Consider the following 18162-nt stretch of genomic DNA (forward strand, 5'->3'; position numbering starts at 1 on the left):
GGCCCCGGCCTCCGGCCGCGCGCCGGGGGTCAGCCGTCGCCGGCCGACACCTCGTCCAGCATCGCCGACCAGGACCCGCCGTCCGTGGCGGGCGGGTCGGCGGGGTCGGCCGGGTCGGCGGCGTCGTGCTCGGTGAGTTGTCCGGCCAGCAGCTCCGTTAGGGCCTCCACCGTCGGGTGGTTCCACAGGGTGGTGGCGGACAGCGCCGTGCCGGTCAGCCGCTCCAGCCTGCGGCGCAGCGCCAGCCCCATGATCGAGTCGAGCCCGAGCTCGGCCAGCGGCCGGTCGGCGGCCAGGTCGCCGGCCGGCAGGCCCAGCTCGGCGGCCGCCGCGTCCCGGACGGCCGCGGCCAGGACGGGCCCCAGCTCGCCGGGCGGGAGCGCCGACCAGTCCGGCCCGGCGAGCTCCTCCGCGTCCTCCCGGGCCGCTTCGGTACCGGGGTCGGCCAGGACGTCGGCGAGGAGGCCCTCGGGAGGTGCGTCCGGCGCGGGCCCCGGGGCGACGACCAGCGCCTGCGGCATCCCGTGCCGCAGGACGTGGTCCAGCGCGCCGAACGCCTCCGCCACCCGCAGCGGCCGCAGCCCGGCGGCGCGGGTCTGCTCGTCGACCAGGCGCGCGGCGGCGGCGAAGCCGAGCCCGTCCCAGGGGCCCCACCCGATGCTCGCCACGCGCGCGCCCTCGCTGCTGCGCCGGCGCGCGAAGGCGTCCAGGAACGCGTTCGCCGCCGCGTACGGGCCTTGGCCGGGGATGCCGAACAGCGTCCCGGCCGACGAGAACAGCACGAGGAAGTCCAGCTCGTCCGCCGGGAGCACCGCGTCCAGCGCCAGTACGCCCGCGACCTTCGGCCACAGGACGGCCTCGACGGTGGAGGCGTCCAGGTCGTGCAGCGGCCGGTCGCCCACGACCCCGGCCGCGTGGACGACGCCGCGCACCGGGGGCAGCCCCTCCCGGTCGCGCTCCCGGAGCAGGCGGCGCAGCGCCTCGGCGTCACCGGCGTCCAGCGGCACGGCCCGCACGTCGACGCCGCGCGCCTCCAGCTCGCGGATCGCGGCGACCCGCGCGGCCGTGGCGGCGTCGGCGACCCGGTCCCACTCCGCGCGCGGGGGCAGCGGCGTGCGCGCGGTCAGCAGGAGGCGGCGCGCACCGCGCTCGGCCAGCCACCGGGCGGTGCGCAGGCCGAGGTCGCCGAGCCCGCCGGTCACCAGGTAGGCGGCGTCCGGACGGCAGCGCACCGGGGCGTCGCCGGAGGCGCCCCCGGCCGTGCCCCCGGTGGGGGCGAGCCGCAGTTCCGTCACCGTGCCCGCGGCGATCGAGAGCGGGCCGTCCGGGCGCCGGCCCAGCACCCCGGCCAGCGCCGCGAACGTCGCGTCGTCCTCGTCGCCCAGGTCGATCACCCCGCCCCAGCGGTCCGGGTGCTCGGCGGACGCGACCGCCGCTAGTCCCCACAGCATCGACTGCAGCACGCCGGAGGTGTCGCGCGGGGAGCGCGCCCCCCGGGTGACCAGCCAGACCCGGGCGGACCCCTCCGTGATCGCGGCGGAGGCGCGGCGCACCATGGCGACGGCCTCCTCGTAGGGGGACGCGGCACCGGGCGCCGAAACGAGGAGGACCGCCTCGGCCTCCGTGGTCTCCGCGAGGTGGACGCGGTCGCGCAGCCCGGCCGCGAGCCGTTCGGTGAACGCGCCGGGCGGCCCGGCCACCGCGACCGAGGCGGGCGGCGCGGCGTCCGCCGGTTCCAGGGGCCGCCAGTGCGGCTCGAACGTCAGCTTCCGCGCGTCGGCTGCGGGCGCGGGCGCCGAGTCGGCGTTCAGCAGGGTGTAGGTGAGGCGGTCGGCGGTCAGGACGGGCGCGCCGTCCGGGGTGGTGACGGTGACGTCCAGGCACAGGTCGTCCCCATCGGCTTCCGGTGAGCGGCGGACGTCGACCACGGCCCGCCCGCCCGGCTCCGCGGCGGCGGCCAGCCGGTGCGCGCCGGACGGGACCGGCGACTCGCGCCCGTCGTCCAGCACCGCCAGCGGCGCCAGGTGCAGGACGGCGTCGAGCAGCCGGGCCGTGCCGCCGGACAGTTCGACGGCGGCGCGCAGCCGGCCGGGCGCGCGGCACGCCTCGGCCACCCGCCACGGGTAGACCGAGCCGTCGGGGAGCGCGTCCACCGCCGCGCCGGCGACCGGGTCGCTCGCCGGTACGGGCTCGGGCTTCGGGGCGGCGGTGCGCGCGGTCACGTGCTCGGCCCACGCGGCGTCCGGCTCGTCCTGCGGACGGGCCGCCAGCCGCAGGTCACCGCCCTGCTCGGTGACCTGGACCTCCAGGGGCCGGCCGGCGAGCACGGGCCGGGACAGCCGTACGTCGGCGACGGCCCCGGTCGCGGACGCGCGGAGCAGGGTGTTGAGGAGCACCGCGGCCGGGACGACCGGCACGCCATCGACGGCGTGTTCCGCCGGGTAGGGCCGGAGCTCGGGCGAGAAACGCGCGCGCCACGCCCGCATCGGGGGCTCGGCCGGAACCGTGTCGGGCGCGCCGAGCAGCGTGCCGGGATCGGGGGCCGGAAGGCCGGGGCCGGGCGCGGTGTCCGCGAGCCAGTACCGGGTGCGGCGCCAGGGCACGGCGGGCAGGTCGATGACGCGGCCCGCCGGGTGCAGGGCCGCGGGGTCGGGCCGGAACCCGGCCGCGGCGAGCCGGGCCACGGCCGCCTGGAACGTCCACGGCTCGTCGCAGTCGCGGCGCAGCGTCGGGACGGTCACCGGCTCCGCGACGCCCTCCGCGATCAGCGTCTCCTCGATGGCGTGCGTGAGCACCGGGTGCGGGGAGATCTCCACGAAGGGCCCGAGCCCGGCCGCCGCCCGCACCGCCTGCTCGAAGCGCACCGGGCGGCGCAGGTTCGCCGCCCAGTACGCCGCCGTGAAGTCGGGCGCCTTGCGCGGGTCGTCGAGGACCGTGCCGAGGAACTCGCAGGCCGTCCCGCCGGTGCCGGTCACCTCGGCCAGCTCCGCGGACAGCTCGTCCAGCAGCGGGTCCATATGGCGGGAGTGGGACGCGACGTCCACCCGGACGACACGGCCGAACCGCCCCTCGCCCTCCAGCCGGGCGACGAGCCGCGCCACGTCCTCGGGGCCGCCCGCGACCATGCTCTGCCCGGGGGCGAGGTGCCCCGCGAGCTCGACGCCGGGGAACCCGGCCGCGAGACCGTCCTCGCCGAGGCCGGTGAGGTCCGCCACCGCCATCGCGCCCGCTCCGGCGGCGCGGGCCATCAGCCGGGACCGCCGCACGATCACCGCGACGCCGTCCGCCGGGGACAGCGCCCCCGCCACCACCGCGGCGGCGACCTCGCCCATCGAGTGCCCGATCACCGCGGCCGGTTCGGCGCCCCGCGCCCGCCAGAGCGCGGCGAGCGCGACCTGGACGCCGAACAGCACCGGCTGGACGCGGTCGATGCCGGTGAGCGGGCGCCCCCGCTCCAGCACCCGGCGCAGCGAGTAGCGGGCCTCCCGCACGAACAGCGGGTCGAGTTCGTCGACCGCGGCGGCGAAGGCGGGCTCCGCGCGCAGCAGGCCGCGCCCCATCCCGGTCCACTGCCCGCCCTGCCCGGGGAACACCCACACCGGCCCGGCCCCCGCCGGGTCGCGGACCGGCGGGAACACCGCCGGGCCGGGGCGCCCGGCGGCGAGGTCGCGCAGTTCGGCCGCCAGCCGCTCCCGGGAGGCGGCGACGACGGCGGTGCAGGGCCCGGCGGTGCGGCGGGCCAGAGTGCGGCCCAGGTCGGGCAGTGCGGGGGAGGTGTCGGACTCCGCCAGCCGGTCGGCGAGCGCCGAGGCGAACGCGCGGGTCGTCTCCGGGCCGGTGACCGGCAGGCAGTAGACGCCGGGACGCTCGCCCCCCTCCTCGGGCTCCGGGCTCGTCACGGGTTCACCGGCGGGCGCCGCTTCGAGGACGGCGTGGGCGTTGCCGCCGCCGAAACCGAACGAGGAGACTCCCGCGCGGAGCGGGCCGCCGCGCTCCGGCCAGCCGGACTCCCGCGTCACGACCTCCAGGCGCGCGCCGCGGAAGTCGATGTGCGGGTTGGGCGTGCTGAAGTTCAGGCTCGGCGGCACCCGGCCGTCCGCGAGCGCCAGCACCACCTTGATCAGGCCCGCCACGCCCGCCGCGGCCTCCAGGTGCCCGATGTTGGTCTTGACCGACCCGACGAGCAGCGGCGCGTCCGCGTCGCGCGCCGCGCCGTACACCCGTCCCAGCGCGCGGGCCTCGATGCCGTCGCCGAGCATGGTGCCGGTGCCGTGCGCTTCGACGTAGCCGACGTCGCCGGGGCCGATCCCGGCGGCGGCGCAGGCCGTCCGCAGCACGTCCTCCTGCGCGCGGGGGTTGGGCGCCATCAGCCCGTTGGACGGGCCGTCGCTGTTGACGGCGCTGCCGAGCAGGACCGCCAGCACGCGGTCGCCGTCCCGGCGCGCGTCCGCCAGCCGCTTCAGCACCACCACGCCGCAGCCCTCGCCGCGGACGTAGCCGTCGGCGGCGGCGTCGAAGGTCTTGCACCGGCCGTCGGCGGCCATGGCCCCCGCTCGGTGGAAGTTCACGGTCACCCCGGGCGACAGGATGAGGTTGACGCCGCCGGCGAGCGCCAGGTCGCTCTCCCCGGTGGCCAGGCTCCGCGCCGCGAGGTGGATCGCGGTGAGGGACGAGGAGCACGCGGTGTCCACGACGAGGCTCGGCCCGTGCACGCCCAGCCAGTGCGAGATCCGGTTCGCGATGATGCTGGGGCTGGAACCGGTGCCCGTCCAGGCGTTCACCGTCGTCAGGTCGCGGAAGAGCAGCTGGCCGTAGTCGGAGGTGGACGCGCCGATGAACACGCCGGTGCGGCTGCCCGCCAGCGCTCCGGCGGCCATGGCGGCGTGCTGCAGCGCCTCCGCCGCGACCTCCAGGGCGATCCGCTGCTGCGGGTCCATCACGGCGGCCTCGCGCGGCGAGACGCCGAAGTGCCCGGCGTCGAACTCGCCCACGTCGCCCGCCAGGAAGCCCCCTCTCGGGACCTCCCCGCCGAGGAGGCGCTGGACGGCGGGCTCCTGCCGGCGCCAGTCCCGCCAGCGGTCCGCGGGGACCTCGCCGACGCCGTCGCGGCCGCCGCGCAGCATCTCCCAGAACGCGGCCGGGGTGGTGACACCGCCGGGGAAGCGGCAGCCGATGCCGACGACCGCCACCGGGCCGCCGCCGGGCGGTGCCCCCGCCGCCTCCGGGAGGGCGGGGTCGTCGTCCCGGCCGGGGACGCACGCGCGGGCCAGTTCGGCGACCGTCGGGTGGGCGTAGACGAGCGCGGGATCGATGACGGTGTCGAGCCACTCCTGCAGTTCGCCGGTGAGCTCGACGATGCCGCGGGAGTTCAGGCCCAGTTCGGTGAAGGTGCGGTCGGGGTCCACCGCGGCGGCGGGCCGCCGCAGCCGGTGGGCCAGCCGGCCGGCGAGCCACCGCCGGATCTCGGCCTCGGCCGGAGCCGGGCGGTCTGGAGCGGTCACCTCGCACCGTCCGCCACCGGCTCCGCCGCGACCACGGCGGCGATCACCGCGGAGTCCGCCGGGTCGCGCGCGCCGGCGGCGAACCGCGTGCGGCACTCCGCCCGGCGGATCTTGCCGCTGGTGGTCCGCGGGAGCCGGCCGGGCCGGACGAACACCAGCTCCGCCGCCGGCAGCCCGTGCTCGGCCGCGAGCGCCGCGTTCACCGCGCCGGCCACGCCGGCGGCCGGTTCGCCGAGCCGCCCGCCGCGCAGCTCCACCGCGACGCCCAGTTCCTCACCGTCCCCGGTCTCCACGGCGAACGCCGCCACCCCGCCGGGCCGGATCGCCGGGTGCGCGCCCTCGACGGTCAGCTCGATGTCGGCGGGGGCGTGGTTGCGGCCGTCCACGATCACCAGCTCCTTGCGGCGGCCGGTGATGTACAGCTCGCCCTCGTGGACGAAGCCCATGTCGCCGGTGCGCAGCCAGCGGCCCGGCGGCCCGTCCGGGAAGGCGGTGAACGCCGCGCGGGTCAGGTCCGGCCGCCCCCAGTAGCCCGCGGTGACGTTGGGGCCGCTCGCGCAGACCTCGCCGACCCGGCCGGGCGGCAGCGCCGCGCCCGTGTCGGGGTCGATGACCAGCAGGCTCACCCCGGGCAGCGGCGGCCCGCAGCTCACCAGCTCCCGCACCGGCGCGCCCGCCCCGCCCGCCGCGCCGGCCGCCGGCCGCGCCCGGCCTTCGGTCAGCTCCGCGCGGTCGAACGCGCGGGCCGCGGCGCCGCGGACGGCGGCGGCCACGCCGAGGGTCGCCTCGGCCAGCCCGTAGCCCGGGGAGAGCGCCACCGGGTCCAGGCCGCACGGGCCGAAGGCGTCCAGGAACGCCGCGATGCCGCCGGGCCGGACCTGCTCGCTGCCGTTGGTGACGCTGGTCAGCGAGCTGAGGTCCAGCCCGCCGCGCCGGTCCGGGCCGACGCGGCGCACGCACAGGTCGAAGGCGAAGTCCGGCCCGGCGGTCCAGGTGCCCCGGTACTCGGTGATCAGCCGCAGCCAGCGGCCCGGCTCCTGGAGGAACGCCATCGGCGTGAAGAGCACCGCGTGCGCGCCGGTCCCCAGCGGCAGCACGATGCCCGAGATCAGCCCCATGTCATGGAAGAACGGCAGCCAGGACACCACCACCGAGCGGTCGTCCATCTCCGACTGCCGCTCGATCTGCCGGACGTTCGCGATCAGGTTGGCGTGGCTGACGCACACCCCGACCGGGTCGCGGGTGGAACCCGAGGTGTACTGCAGGAACGCGAGGTCGCCGGGCGAGCGGGACGGGTCGCTCCAGCCGGCGGCGGCCTCGTCCGGGATCTCGTCGACGCACAGGACGGTGTCGCCGGTGCCGGCCCGCGCGTCCTCCAGCGCCGCGTCGACGTCGGGCCGGACCCCGGCGGTGGTGAGCACGTGCCGCGGCGAGCAGTCGGCCAGGACGCCGCGCAGCCGGACGGCCTGCCCCGGCCGCTCCGGACCGGGCAGCGGCACCGCGACGCACCCCGCGTACAGGCAGCCGAGCCACGCCTCCACGTACTCGGCGGAGTGCGGGCACGCGACCGCGACCCGGTCGCCCGGCGCGCAGGTCCGCCGCAGCGTCGCGGCGACGGCCCGCGCGCGCTCGTCCAGGGTCTCGTAGTCGACGGCACGCGCCCGGCCCGCCCGGTCGACGGCGAAGTCCACGAAGGAGAAGGCGACGTGCTCGGGGGTGCGCCGGGCCCGGCGGCGCACGATCGCCACCAGATCGTCCGCCTCGTTCGCCTGGTCCGCCCCGGCCGCTCCGGCCGCCTCGTCCGGCGCGCGGCCGGGGGACGCGGGCATGTCCATGGAGCCTCCTTCATCGGGGAATTGTGTGCGCCCACGAAAACGTTTGGCGACAATTGCCAAGGCCGCCCGCGCGCGATCATCCCCGTCGGCACCATGGTCGTGACAGCCGCAGGGTCCGGCAATAGCCCGGAGTGGGCAATGGGCTAATACTTTTGTATTACGGCGGCGGCGCCGGGACGGAGAATTCCCGGTGTCCGGGGCGCCCATCTGCGAGGATCATGAACATGAATGTTCTTCATGAATCTACGGCGGCAATGCCCGGCCGGTTAGTCGTTGACATTGAATCGACCCCACCGTTACGTTGCGACGAGCAAGAAAGGCATGGTGGGGGCCGATGGGAATTCTCGATGGCAAGAACATTCTGATCACCGGCGTACTCTCCTACTCGTCGATCGCCTTCGAGGTCGCCCGGGTGGCGCAGGACGAGGGCGCCGAGGTCGTGCTGACCTCCTACGGCCGCCGCAGTCTGGTGGAACGGGTCGCGGCGCGGCTGCCCAAGCCGCCGCCCGTGGTCGATCTGGACGTCACCGACACCGAGCAGCTCGACTCGCTGGCCGAGCGGGTCGGCGTGCACCTCGACGGCCTGGACGGGGTGCTGCACGCGGTGGCGTTCGCGCCGCCGGGCGCCCTGGGAGGCGCGTTCCTGCGGACCGCGTGGGAGGACGCGGCGACGACACTGCAGGTCTCGACCTTCTCCCTCCAGGCGCTCTCGACGGCCGTGCTCCCGATGCTGCGGCCCGGGTCGGCGATCGTGGCGATGGACTACGACGACGGCGGCGCGTTCCCCAGCTACGACTGGATGGGGGTCGCCAAGTCCGGGCTGGAGTCGTGCGCCCGCTACCTGGCCTACTACCTGGGGCCGAACCGCGTGCGGGTGAACCTCGTCGCGGCCGGTCCGCTGTGGTCGGTCGCCGCGTCGCACATCCCCGGCTTCAAGGACTCGCTGGTGGACTGGGACGAGCGGGCGCCGCTCGGCTGGCGGCCCGACGACCGGACGGCGGTGGCGCGGGCGTGCGCGGCGCTGCTGTCGGACTGGTTCCCCGCGACGACCGGCGAAATCGTCCACGTGGACGGCGGCCGGCACGCGATGGGCCACTGAGCAGACCCCTTACCACGGTCGCGGCACCGCCCTACAGAGGACGGTGCCGCCGAACGGAGATCCACCCCCTCGCCGGTGTGCGTGGCGGGCGGTGCGCCACCGCTCGCCGCGCCGCGGCGGACCCGCAGGGAGAGGATGTGTGTCAGACCATGCGCCGCCCGATGAGGTCGGTGATGTCGCCGACCGTCCGGATGTCCTTCAGCTCCTCGTCGTCGATCTCGACCTCGAAGCGGTCGAAGATCGCGGCCCCTATCTCGACGACGCCCAGCGAGTCGACGTCGAGGTCCTGCATGAGGTGTTTGCCGGGGGTGATCTCGTCCCGGGGCACACCCGCCACGTCCTCGATTATTTCGGCCACCGACATACCGATATCCGTACCGGTCTTCTGCACTGCCAAGTCACCTCACCGTCGTCTCCCCGCCGCATCTCGTTCAGGCGGCGACTCGGTAATCATGGTGGCACGTTTCGTGACCGCCGCAATCACCAGTACGTGGACGGCGGGCTACTCAATTGAGAGTACTGCGAATGGCCGACAGGCTTGCGAAGCGATGTGCTGATGGCGATCATGAAGTCCATGGGGCGGTGGTGGCGCGGGGCAACGGTGCCCAAGGACGCGCCCGCCGCATGCGTTGTGTTTTTGGCCGGTTGCTTTCTGTTGTGGTCGGAGAGTTTTCCCGTTCCCCTCGGAATAGTCGAGCCGCGGCACCTCTTCCTGCCGGTGCTCCTGGCCAGCGGGGCGCTGGCCCTGCGGCGGAGCAGGCCGGTGCTCGGGCTCGGCCTGGCGGCGGCCGCCGCCGTCCTGGACGCCGTGGCGGGGCCGTCGCTGCTCCCGCTGCCGATCCTGGTCTACCTGCTCCACCAGGTGGCCGTCCACGGACCCGCGCGCGCGGCGCCCTGGATGCCGCGCGGCGGCTACGCGCTGGCGGTGCTGGCGGCCTTGGCCGTCCTGCTGGACACGGGCAACTTCCGGCACGGACTGCTGACCGCGATGTGCACCGCCCTGGTCCTGGTGTGGCCGTCCACGACCGGGCTCTCGGTCCGCGCGCACCGCGAGCGCGCCGAGCAGGCGCGCCGCGGCAGCACACTGGAACGCTTCAAGACGCTGGCGCAGGAGCGCGCCCGGATGGCGGGCGACCTGCACGACATCGTCGGCAACCGGCTGAGCGCCATCGCGCTGCAGTCCACCGCGGCGCTGGCCACCGCGCCCGACGACGAGCGGCACCTGACGGCGCTGGCCGAGCTGCGGCGCACCAGCCTGGAGGGCGTCGGCGAGGTCCGCAGCATGGTCGCGGCCCTGCGCACCGACGAGGCGTGCCCGGCGTCCGTGCCCGCCTCGCTCGACTACGCGCGGACGCTGCTGGACCGCGTGGAGCGGCTGGGGTCACCGGTGCGGCTGCGGACGGTCGGGACGCCCGTCGCGCTGTGCCAGGAGGTCGAGACGGCCGCCTGCCGCATCATCCAGGAATCGCTCACCAACGTGGTCAAGCACGCCGGCGGGTCCGTCGTCGAGACCGTGCTCGCCTACCGGGAGAACCGGCTGGTGATCACGGTGCAGAACGAGTTGCCCGCCGCGCCCCCGGCCCCGGAACGCCCGGGGAGCGGCTACGGCCTGGTCAGCATGAGCGACCGGGCCGAGCGGATCGGCGGGAGCTGTACCGCGCGGCGGTATGCGAACCGGTGGCGGGTGGACGCGGTGCTGCCGCTGCGCCCGGCCGGGACAGTCAGGGTTGTGCCTTGAAGGGGAGTCTCCATCATGACCATCCGCGTCCTCGTCGTCGACGACCATCTCGCCGTCCGGGTGGGCCTTTCCATGATCATCAATTCGGCCGCGGACATCGAGGTGGTGGGGGAGGCGGTCGACGGTGAGGAGGCGCTGAGACAGGCGAAGGCCCTCCAACCGGACGTGGTGCTCATGGACATCCGCATGCCCGGGATGGACGGCATCACCACCACCCGCCAGCTCTGCATGCTCGGCGTGACCAACGTCCTGCTGACCACGGCGTTCGACGTCGACGAGTACCTGTTCGGGGCGCTGCGCGCCGGGGCGGCCGGGTTCATCCTGAAGGACACCGACGCCGACGCGCTGATCGCGGCGCTGCGGTCGGTCGCGAACGGGGGCGGGGTGCTGTCGCCGAGCGTGACGCGCCGGCTGATGGCCGACTACACGACCCGGATGTCGCCGCCGGAGACGCGCGAGCAGCAGGAGAAGGTCCTCGAACCGCTCACCGCGCGGGAGCAGGAGGTGCTGTCCTGCGTCGGCCGCGGCCTGTCCAACCGGCAGATCGCCACCGAGCTGCGCCTCGCCGAGAACACCGCCAAGACCCATGTCAGCCGCGTGCTCGCCAAGCTCGGGCTGAGCAGCAGGGTGCAGGCGGCCATCCTGGCGCGGGAACTCGACCTGATCTGAACCCGCTCCGACCCCGCCCGTCCCGCCGCGACCGCTCCCGCTCCCGCTCCCGATCAGCTTCTGCTCCCGATCAGCTTCCGCTTCCGTTGTCCGGGCGAGGCTCCGCCTTCCGGGCGGGCTCCCGCTCCGGCTCGCCGGCCGGGCCTTCCTTGCCGTCGTCGTCGCCGGGCCACAGCGTCGCCGTGATGGGCCAGATCGACCAGACCCCCAGCATGATCGTCATGGACCTGATCCAGCCCCAGAGGTGGCCGGTGCGGTCGGGGTCGTCCACGGCCGTGATGACCGCGAACAGCAGCCCGCAGGTGATGACCCAGGTGATGCACGCCTTGCCGAACTCGCGCCACTCGTAGCGCACGGCGGCCTGGCCCGACTTGGGCGGGCGGGGCGGCGGGGGCCCGCCGGCGAACCGGTGCGCGAACCGGGCGTCGGCCCACCGGACCATGCTCGGGCCGAACACCACGGAGAAGCCGATGTACACGGCCGCGAGCCCGTGCTGCCACCCGGCCGTCGCGCCGTTCCGCAGGTCGATGGCCGAGGCGACGAGCAGGACGAGGTCGATCAGCGGGACGCCCGCGAGCAGGACCGCGCCGAGCCGCCGCCGGCCCAGCAGGTAGCGCGCGGCGAGCCCGCCGGCCAGGACGATCCAGAAGGCGATTTCGCAGGCCACGATGAGGCCGAAGATCATGCCGAACGCCCCTTTTCCGCTCCGGTCGCGCACGGCGGCCCCGGAATCGGGGAATGCCGGCCGGGCGAATTGCCCGCGGCGCGCGCTGCGCTCCCGGCTCTGGGAGTCTGTTTATCGCTCGATTGACGGCGGAGGGTCGGTTGCATTGCGTTCTTTCATGCTCGTGGCTCCATGATGAGACGTCAAGGACCGCGGGTGCACCGCTTCGCGGATGAAGTCCGCGTACATCGAAAGTAGGACGGCGTGCCGGAGGCGCCGGCGCCGACCCCGTCCCACCTGGGACGGCGCGCACCCGGCCGCCCGCGTGAGGTCGGCGGCGACCCGGCGGGACGTCCCCCCGGCCGCCGCCCGCCGCCGCGGCACGACCGCCCGGGATGGGAATTCCCGCTCCCGGCATCCGCGAATCGGGTACATCGAATTGACGATCCGGTTGCTCATTTCAGGTCATTGCTGATGGTGGGGTCGGTGCCCATCATTGCCGATATGGAACGGATCGGCGAGCGGCTCGCAAAGCTGGACGACGTCCGGCGGGCGGAACTCGATGCGCGGTCGCGCGCGGCCGCCGCGACAATTGCGGGAGAGCCGATCGCGATCGTCGGCATGGCCTGCAGGCTGCCGGGCGGCGTCCGCGGCCCGGGCGACTACTGGAAGCTGCTCGTGCGGGGGCGGGACGCCGTGGGCGAGGTCCCGGCCGACCGCTGGGACGCGGACGCCTTCTACGACCCCGACCCGCACGTTCCCGGCCGGATGAACTCCCGCTGGGGCGGGTTTTTGGACGACGTCGCCGGCTTCGACGCCGAGTTCTTCGGGATATCGCCGCGCGAGGCGGTGTCGATGGACCCGCAGCAGCGCATCCTCCTCGAAGTCGTCTGGGAGGCGCTCGAACAGGGCGGCATCGCGCCCGGCGAGCTGGCGGGGTCGCGCACCGGCGTGTTCGCCGGCATCTACCACTCCGACTACCGCGGCCTCCAGACCGCCGAACCCGACGCCTACAGCAGCACCGGCACCGCGCACAGCGTGGCGGTCGGCCGGATCAGCTACCTCCTCGGCCTGCGCGGTCCCAGCGTCGCGGTGGACACCGCCTGCTCGGCCTCGCTCGTCTCGGCGCACCTGGCGTGCCAGAGCCTGCGGCTGCGGGAGACCGACCTGGCGGTGGCGGGCGGGGTGAACGTCGTCCTCGACCCCGGCCCGCAGGTCGCCATGTCGCAGTGGGGGATGCTGGCGCCCGACGGGCGCTGCAAGAGCTTCGACGCCGCGGCCGACGGGTTCGTCCGGGGCGAGGGCTGCGGCGTGGTCGTCCTCAAGCGGCTGGTCGACGCGGTCCGCGACGGCGACCCGGTGGCCGCGGTGATCCGCGGCTCGGCGGTGAACTCCGACGGCCGCTCGCAGGGGGTCACGGCGCCCAGCGGCACCGCGCAGCGCGAGGTCATGCGGGACGCGCTGGAGCGGTCGGGCGTCGCGCCGGAGTCGGTCGGCTACGTCGAGAGCCACGGCACCGGGACGGCGCTCGGCGACCCCATCGAGTTCGAGGCGCTGGACGCCGTGTACGGCGCGGGCGGCGACGCGCCCGACTGCGCGCTCGGCGCGGTCAAGACGAACATCGGGCACCTGGAGGCCGCCGCCGGCGTCGCGGGCCTGATCAAGGCGGCGCTCGCGGTGCGGCACGGCACGATCCCGCCGAACCTGCACTTCGGCCGGTGGAACCCCGCGATCGACGCCGGGCGCAGCCGGTTCTTCGTGCCGGTCGAGGAGACGCCGTGGCCCACGGGCGAGGGCGTGCGCCGGGCCGGTGTCTCGTCCTTCGGGTTCGGCGGGACCAACGCGCACGTCGTTCTTGAGGAGCATGTCCGGGGCGGCGCGGCGCCCGCCGAGCCCGGCCTCGCCGTGTACCCCGTCGCGGGGACGGCCCCGGAACGGATGCGGGACGCGGCGGCCGGGCTGGCGTCCTGGCTGGAAGGGGACGGCTCGGCGGTACCGCTCGCCGATGTCGGGCGAACCCTGGGGCGGCGCGCGGACCGCCCGGCCAGGGGAGCCGTCGTCGCCGCCTCCCGCGCCGAGCTCATCGCGGGCCTGGCGGCGCTCGCCGCAGACCGCCCTCCGTCCACCACGGCCACGGCTGATGCCGGAGGCCCGGTCTGGGTGTTCTCCGGGCAGGGCGGCCAGTGGCCGGGCATGGCGCGGGAGCTCCTGGAGTGCGACCCGGCCTTCGCGGCCGCCGTGACCGAGGTGGATCGACTCGTCCAGGCCGAGGCGGGGTGGTCGCCGGAGGCGCTGCTGCGGGCGGGGCGCGCCGAGGAGATGAGCGGGGTGGCGACCGTCCAGCCCCTGCTGTTCACCATGCAGATCGCGCTCGCCGCGTCCTGGCGCGCCCGCGGTGTCGAGCCGGCCGCCGTGATCGGCCACTCCATGGGCGAGATCGCCGCCGCCGTCGTCGCGGGGGCGCTCGCCCCGCGCGACGGCGCCGCGATCGTCTGCCGGCGGTCCCGGCTGCTGTCCCGGGTCGCCGGCCAGGGGATCATGGCCTCCGCCGAGGCGCCGGCGGACACCGTGCGCGCGGCCATCGCCGGAACGGCCGCCCCCGGCGAGGTCGACATCGCCGTCCATGCCGGCCCGGGGCAGACCGTGGTCTCGGGGGAGACCGCGGCCATGCGGGCGCTGATGGAGAAGCTCGCGGCGGACGGCATCGACGTCCGCGAGATCAAAGTCGATGTGGCGTCGCACTCGCCCCTCATGGACCCGCTGGCCGCTCCGCTGCGGGAGGAGCTCGCCGGCCTGGAGCCCGCGCGGCCCGAGATCCCGTTCTACTCGACCGTGCGCGACCCGAAGGACGAGCCGCCCCTCCTCGACGCGGACTACTGGGTGGCCAACCTGCGGCGCCCGGTCAGGTTCGCCGACGCGGTGCGCGCGGCGGCCGGGGACGGCCACCGCGTGTTCCTGGAGGTCGGCCCGCACCCCGTCCTCGGAGCGGCCCTGGACGGCACCCTCCTGGACGCGCTCGGCGACGACTCCTTCACGGTCGCCTGGAGCCTGCGCCGGGACGAGCCGGCCGAGCGGGAGCTACTGACCGGTTTGTCGAAGCTCTACACCGCGGGCCACCGGGTGGACTGGGACCGGGTCTTCCCCGAGGGGACGGTGGCCGACGTCCCGCCGACGCCCTGGCGGCACCGCCGCTTCTGGACGGAGACGGCCAAGCCGGAAGCGCCGCAGGCGGAGCCCGCCCCGGCGCCCGAGTGGATGCTGCGGCTCACCTGGCCGGCCGCGGAACGGGCGCGGCCGTCCGCCCCGCCGGACGGGACATGGCTCGTCGTCGGCCGGGACGCCGAGGACGAGAAGCTCGCGTCCGGCCTGGTCGACCGGCTGCGCGCGGGCGGCGCCTCCGCGTCCTCGGCGCGGCTCCCGGACGCCGCCGACGAGGCCCACGGCACGACGGGCGTCGTCCTCCTGTCGACCGGGCCGGGGACGGGCGACGACCCCGCCCTCGCCGGCCGCACAGCCTCCGGCGTCCTCGGCCTGGCCCGCCGCCTGGCCGCGTCCCCCGAGCCGCCCCGCCTGTGGCTGGTCACGCGGGGCGCGCAGGCGGTCGGCGGCGAAGCGGAGCTCAACGCCGCCCACGCGCCCGTGTGGGGGCTGGGCCGGTGGCTGGCCGTCCAGCACCCCGACGTCCACGGCGGCCTGATTGACCTGGCGCCGATCCCCGCCGAGGACGACGCCGACCGCGTCCTGGCCGAGCTGGGCGCGGAGCCCGGCGACGCGCAGGCCGCCTACCGCGACGGCGTGCGGCACGTCCCGCGCCTCCGCCCGGCCGGGGACGTCCCCGCCGGGACCGGCTCACCGATCCCCGGGGACGGCGCCTGCCTCGTCATCGGCGGCACCGGCCGCATCGCCCCGGCGCTGCTGCCCGGCCTGGCCCGGCTGGGTGCGCGCCACCTCGTGGTCGTGTCGCGCGGCGGGCTGCGCGCTGAGTCCGGGGCAGCCGCCGAGCGCCTGCGCGCGGAAGGGGTGCCGGTCACCGACGTACGCGCCGACGTGGCGGACGCGGCGGCCATGAGCGCGCTGTCCGGCCGGTTCGGCGCGGACCTGCCGCCGTTGCGCGCGGTCGTGCACGCCGCCCTGACCGAGGGAACGGCGCGGCTGGAGGACATGGGCGAGGAGCACCTGGCCGCGATGTTCGCCTCCAAGGTCGACGGCACCGCGCTGCTCGGCCGTCTCGGCGAGGAGCACGACGTCCGCTGCTTCCTGGGCTTCTCGGCGCTGGCGGCGCTGTTCGGCGGCTGGGACCCCGCCTACGCCGCGGCCAACTGCTACCTGGAGACCTTCGCGCACGCCCGTCGGCTGCGCGGCCTGCCGGCGCACGTCGTGAACTGGGGCGCGTGGCGGGAGGGCATCGAGGGCACCCCGCAGCAGGCCCTGTTCGAGGGCACCGGGCTGCGCCTCATGCCCGGCCCCCGCGCCGTGCGGACCCTGGGGCCGGTCCTGTCCGGCCCGGACGTCCAGACCGTCGTGGCCGACGCCGACTGGGACCTGCTCGGAAGCGCCGACTCGGCCGCCCCGTCCCCGCTGCTCAGGGAGCTGCTCACCGCGCCGCCGGACGGCAGCCGGGAGAGCCTGCGCGGGCACGTCCGCGCCATCGTCGCCGAGGTGCTGGGGTTCCCCGGCCCGGAGGCGCTCGGCACGGACCAGGACTTCTTCGAGGTCGGCATGGACTCGCTGATGAGCCTGCTCATCCAGCGCCGCCTGCGGGCGCTGCTCGGCCGGCCGCTGCCGCCGCTGCGGCTGGCCGCGCACCCGACCGTGGAGATCCTCACCGACCATCTGCGGCGGCTGCTGGACGAGCCGCCGCCGCGGCCGTGACGCGGCGCGCCGGACAGGCACAACGAACCGACAGGAGCGGACATGTGGAGTGGTGGCGGATACCTGGAAGTCGTCGGGGGACGTCCCGGCGGCAGCGGGATCATCAGCAACCGGGACTTCGCCCCGGGTGACACGATCATGAGGGTGGCGGCGGACCTGGAGCTGGCCGAGCCGACCCGCTTCTCGCTGCAGGTCGGGGCCGACCGGCACATCGACGCCGGCGAGATCCGCTACCTCAACCACTCCTGCGCGCCGAACGCCTACTTCGCCGCGTCCGCCGGGCTGCTGGTCGCCGAGCGCGCGATCGGCGCCGGCGACGAGGTGTCGATCTTCTACCCGGCCTCGGAATGGGACATGGCCTGCCCGTTCATGTGCGAGTGCGGGGCGGACGGCTGCGTCGAGTTCGTCGGCGGGGCGCGGCACCTGCCCCGCGCGGCGCTCGGGCGCTACCGGTTCAACGAGCACGTCCTGGGCCTGCTGGAGGCGCTGGACGGGCTCCCGGCGCACGGCGGGCGGCTCCCGGCGGGCAACGCCGACCCCGCCGCGGGCGGCGACCTGTGACCGCGCCGTACCTGCGCGTCACCTGGGTGGACGAGGTCACCGGCGTCCCCGGGTACCTGGTCGTGGACCGGCTCCGGCGCGGTGTCGCCAGCGGCGGGGTGCGCATGCGCGCCGGCTGCACCCCGGAGGAGGTCGCGGACCTGGCGCGGGTCATGTCGCTGAAGGAGGCGATCGCCTTCCGCCCCGGGGACCGGTACCGCCCGTTCGGCGGCGCGAAGGGCGGGATCGACCTGGACCCGGCGCATCCGGAGGCGCGCGGCGTCCTCAAGCGGTACTTCCTCGCCATGCGTCCCCTGCTGGAGCACCACTGGGCCACCGGCGAGGACCTCGGCGTCCGGCAGGCCACCATCGACGGCCTGATGGCCGAGCTCGGGATGCGCAGCTCGGTGGACGCGGCGCTGGTGCACGTGCCGGACGGCGCCGACGCGGGCCTGCGCCGGCTGGCGGGCGCGTTCGCCGTCACCGTCGGCGAGATCAGCCTCGGCGACCTCGCCGGCGGCTACGGCGTGGCCCGCGCGGTGGTGCGGGCGCTGCGGCACGACGGGGCCCGCGTGGCGGGCGCCCGCGCGGTGATCCAGGGCTTCGGCTCCATGGGCGGCGCAACCGCGCGCTACCTGGCCCGCCACGGCCTGCGGGTCGTGGGCATCACCGACGCCGACGGCCTGGTGGTGAACCCGGACGGGCTCGATGTCGAGACCATGCTGCGGGCCCGCACGCTGTACGGGGGCATCGACCGCGACCGGCTGGCGCCCGGGGACCGCGAACTCGACGGCGCGGCGTGGGTGGGCGTCGACGCCGACGTGCTGGTGACCGCGGCCGTGTCGTACGCCGTCCACGAGGGCAACCACGGGCTGGTGCGGGCGCGGTACGTCGCCGAGGCGGCCAACGCCTCGGTCACCCCGGGCGCGGAGGCGGCGCTGGCGCGGCGGGGCGTCGCGGTGCTGCCCGACTTCGTGGTGAACTCCGCGGCCAACGCCTGGTGGTGGTGGACGCTGTTCGGCGACGTCGAGCCGACCGCCGCCTCGGCGTTCGCGCGGATCGACGAGACCATGGACGGCCTCGTGGACCGGATGATGGGCACCGCCGCGTCCGGCCGGACGCCGCTGCGGGAGGCCGCGGTGGCGGTGGCCCGGGCGAACGGGGCGGCGCTGGGCGACGCCCCGGGCGACGAAGTCCCCGCCCTCGCCGAGGAGCGGGAGCCTTGAAATGCGAACCGATTACCC

General features: G+C 75.9%; 10 protein-coding genes. 6 read left to right on the top strand and 4 right to left on the bottom strand.

What is annotated here, in order from left to right; translation table 11 throughout:
- Nucleotides 1-29 precede the first annotated feature (29 nt).
- Nucleotides 30-5501, bottom strand: a complete 5472-nt coding sequence (locus tag E1200_RS05695; protein WP_165950206.1) for a type I polyketide synthase — start codon at nucleotides 5499-5501, stop codon at nucleotides 30-32.
- Nucleotides 5498-7336: a fatty acyl-AMP ligase gene (locus tag E1200_RS05700; protein WP_165950207.1), complete on the bottom strand. Its 1839-nt coding sequence runs from the start codon at nucleotides 7334-7336 to the stop codon at nucleotides 5498-5500. The genes E1200_RS05695 and E1200_RS05700 overlap by 4 nt, the downstream gene beginning before the upstream one ends.
- Nucleotides 7337-7670: 334 nt before the next feature.
- On the opposite strand from E1200_RS05700, the gene fabI reads away from it, so the two are divergent.
- Nucleotides 7671-8435 carry an enoyl-ACP reductase FabI gene (gene fabI, locus E1200_RS05705; RefSeq protein WP_131950731.1) on the top strand — a complete coding sequence of 255 codons (765 nt, stop codon included), beginning with the start codon at nucleotides 7671-7673 and terminating at the stop codon, nucleotides 8433-8435.
- Nucleotides 8436-8577: 142 nt separating this feature from the next.
- On the opposite strand, the gene E1200_RS05710 is transcribed toward fabI, so the two are convergent.
- Nucleotides 8578-8826: an acyl carrier protein gene (locus E1200_RS05710; protein ID WP_243708362.1), complete on the bottom strand. Its 249-nt coding sequence runs from the start codon at nucleotides 8824-8826 to the stop codon at nucleotides 8578-8580.
- Between the two features lie 327 nt (nucleotides 8827-9153).
- Between E1200_RS05710 and E1200_RS05715 the strand changes: the two genes are divergently transcribed.
- Both E1200_RS05715 and E1200_RS05720 read left to right on the top strand, forming a co-directional pair.
- On the top strand, nucleotides 9154-10173 hold the full coding sequence (locus E1200_RS05715; RefSeq protein ID WP_165950208.1) for a histidine kinase: 1020 nt from the start codon (nucleotides 9154-9156) through the stop codon (nucleotides 10171-10173).
- Between the two features lie 15 nt (nucleotides 10174-10188).
- Nucleotides 10189-10842 (top strand): response regulator transcription factor, encoded by a 654-nt coding sequence (locus E1200_RS05720; protein ID WP_131950733.1) that lies wholly within the window; start codon nucleotides 10189-10191, stop codon nucleotides 10840-10842.
- 70 nt (nucleotides 10843-10912) lie between these two features.
- On the opposite strand, the gene E1200_RS05725 is transcribed toward E1200_RS05720, so the two are convergent.
- The gene (locus tag E1200_RS05725; protein WP_207933196.1) at nucleotides 10913-11527 is read right to left on the bottom strand and encodes a hypothetical protein; all 615 of its coding nucleotides are present in this window, start codon (nucleotides 11525-11527) and stop codon (nucleotides 10913-10915) included.
- A gap of 483 nt (nucleotides 11528-12010) precedes the next feature.
- On the opposite strand from E1200_RS05725, the gene E1200_RS05730 reads away from it, so the two are divergent.
- From E1200_RS05730 to E1200_RS05740, 3 genes are read left to right on the top strand one after another with little or no spacing between them, the layout of a single operon-like run.
- The gene (locus tag E1200_RS05730; RefSeq protein ID WP_165950209.1) at nucleotides 12011-16378 is read left to right on the top strand and encodes a type I polyketide synthase; all 4368 of its coding nucleotides are present in this window, start codon (nucleotides 12011-12013) and stop codon (nucleotides 16376-16378) included.
- 42 nt (nucleotides 16379-16420) lie between these two features.
- The gene (locus E1200_RS05735; protein ID WP_131950735.1) at nucleotides 16421-16939 is read left to right on the top strand and encodes an SET domain-containing protein-lysine N-methyltransferase; all 519 of its coding nucleotides are present in this window, start codon (nucleotides 16421-16423) and stop codon (nucleotides 16937-16939) included.
- Entirely contained in the window at nucleotides 16936-18144 is a 1209-nt protein-coding gene (locus E1200_RS05740; RefSeq protein ID WP_131950736.1) for a Glu/Leu/Phe/Val dehydrogenase dimerization domain-containing protein, read from the top strand. The genes E1200_RS05735 and E1200_RS05740 overlap by 4 nt, the downstream gene beginning before the upstream one ends.
- Nucleotides 18145-18162 lie beyond the last annotated feature (18 nt).

It is taken from the genome of Actinomadura sp. GC306, from assembly GCF_004348665.1.
Classification (GTDB): domain Bacteria; phylum Actinomycetota; class Actinomycetes; order Streptosporangiales; family Streptosporangiaceae; genus Spirillospora.

Excerpts from the sequence above, each read along its gene's own strand:
- E1200_RS05700 (WP_165950207.1), bottom strand. The coding sequence starts at position 7,336 with ATGGACATGCCCGCGTCCCCCGGCCGCGCGCCGGACGAGGCGGCCGGA.
- E1200_RS05725 (WP_207933196.1), bottom strand. The coding sequence starts at position 11,527 with ATGATCTTCGGCCTCATCGTGGCCTGCGAAATCGCCTTCTGGATCGTC.
- E1200_RS05720 (WP_131950733.1), top strand. The coding sequence starts at position 10,189 with ATGACCATCCGCGTCCTCGTCGTCGACGACCATCTCGCCGTCCGGGTG.
- E1200_RS05730 (WP_165950209.1), top strand. The coding sequence starts at position 12,011 with ATGGAACGGATCGGCGAGCGGCTCGCAAAGCTGGACGACGTCCGGCGG.
- E1200_RS05735 (WP_131950735.1), top strand. The coding sequence starts at position 16,421 with ATGTGGAGTGGTGGCGGATACCTGGAAGTCGTCGGGGGACGTCCCGGC.
- fabI (WP_131950731.1), top strand. The coding sequence starts at position 7,671 with ATGGGAATTCTCGATGGCAAGAACATTCTGATCACCGGCGTACTCTCC.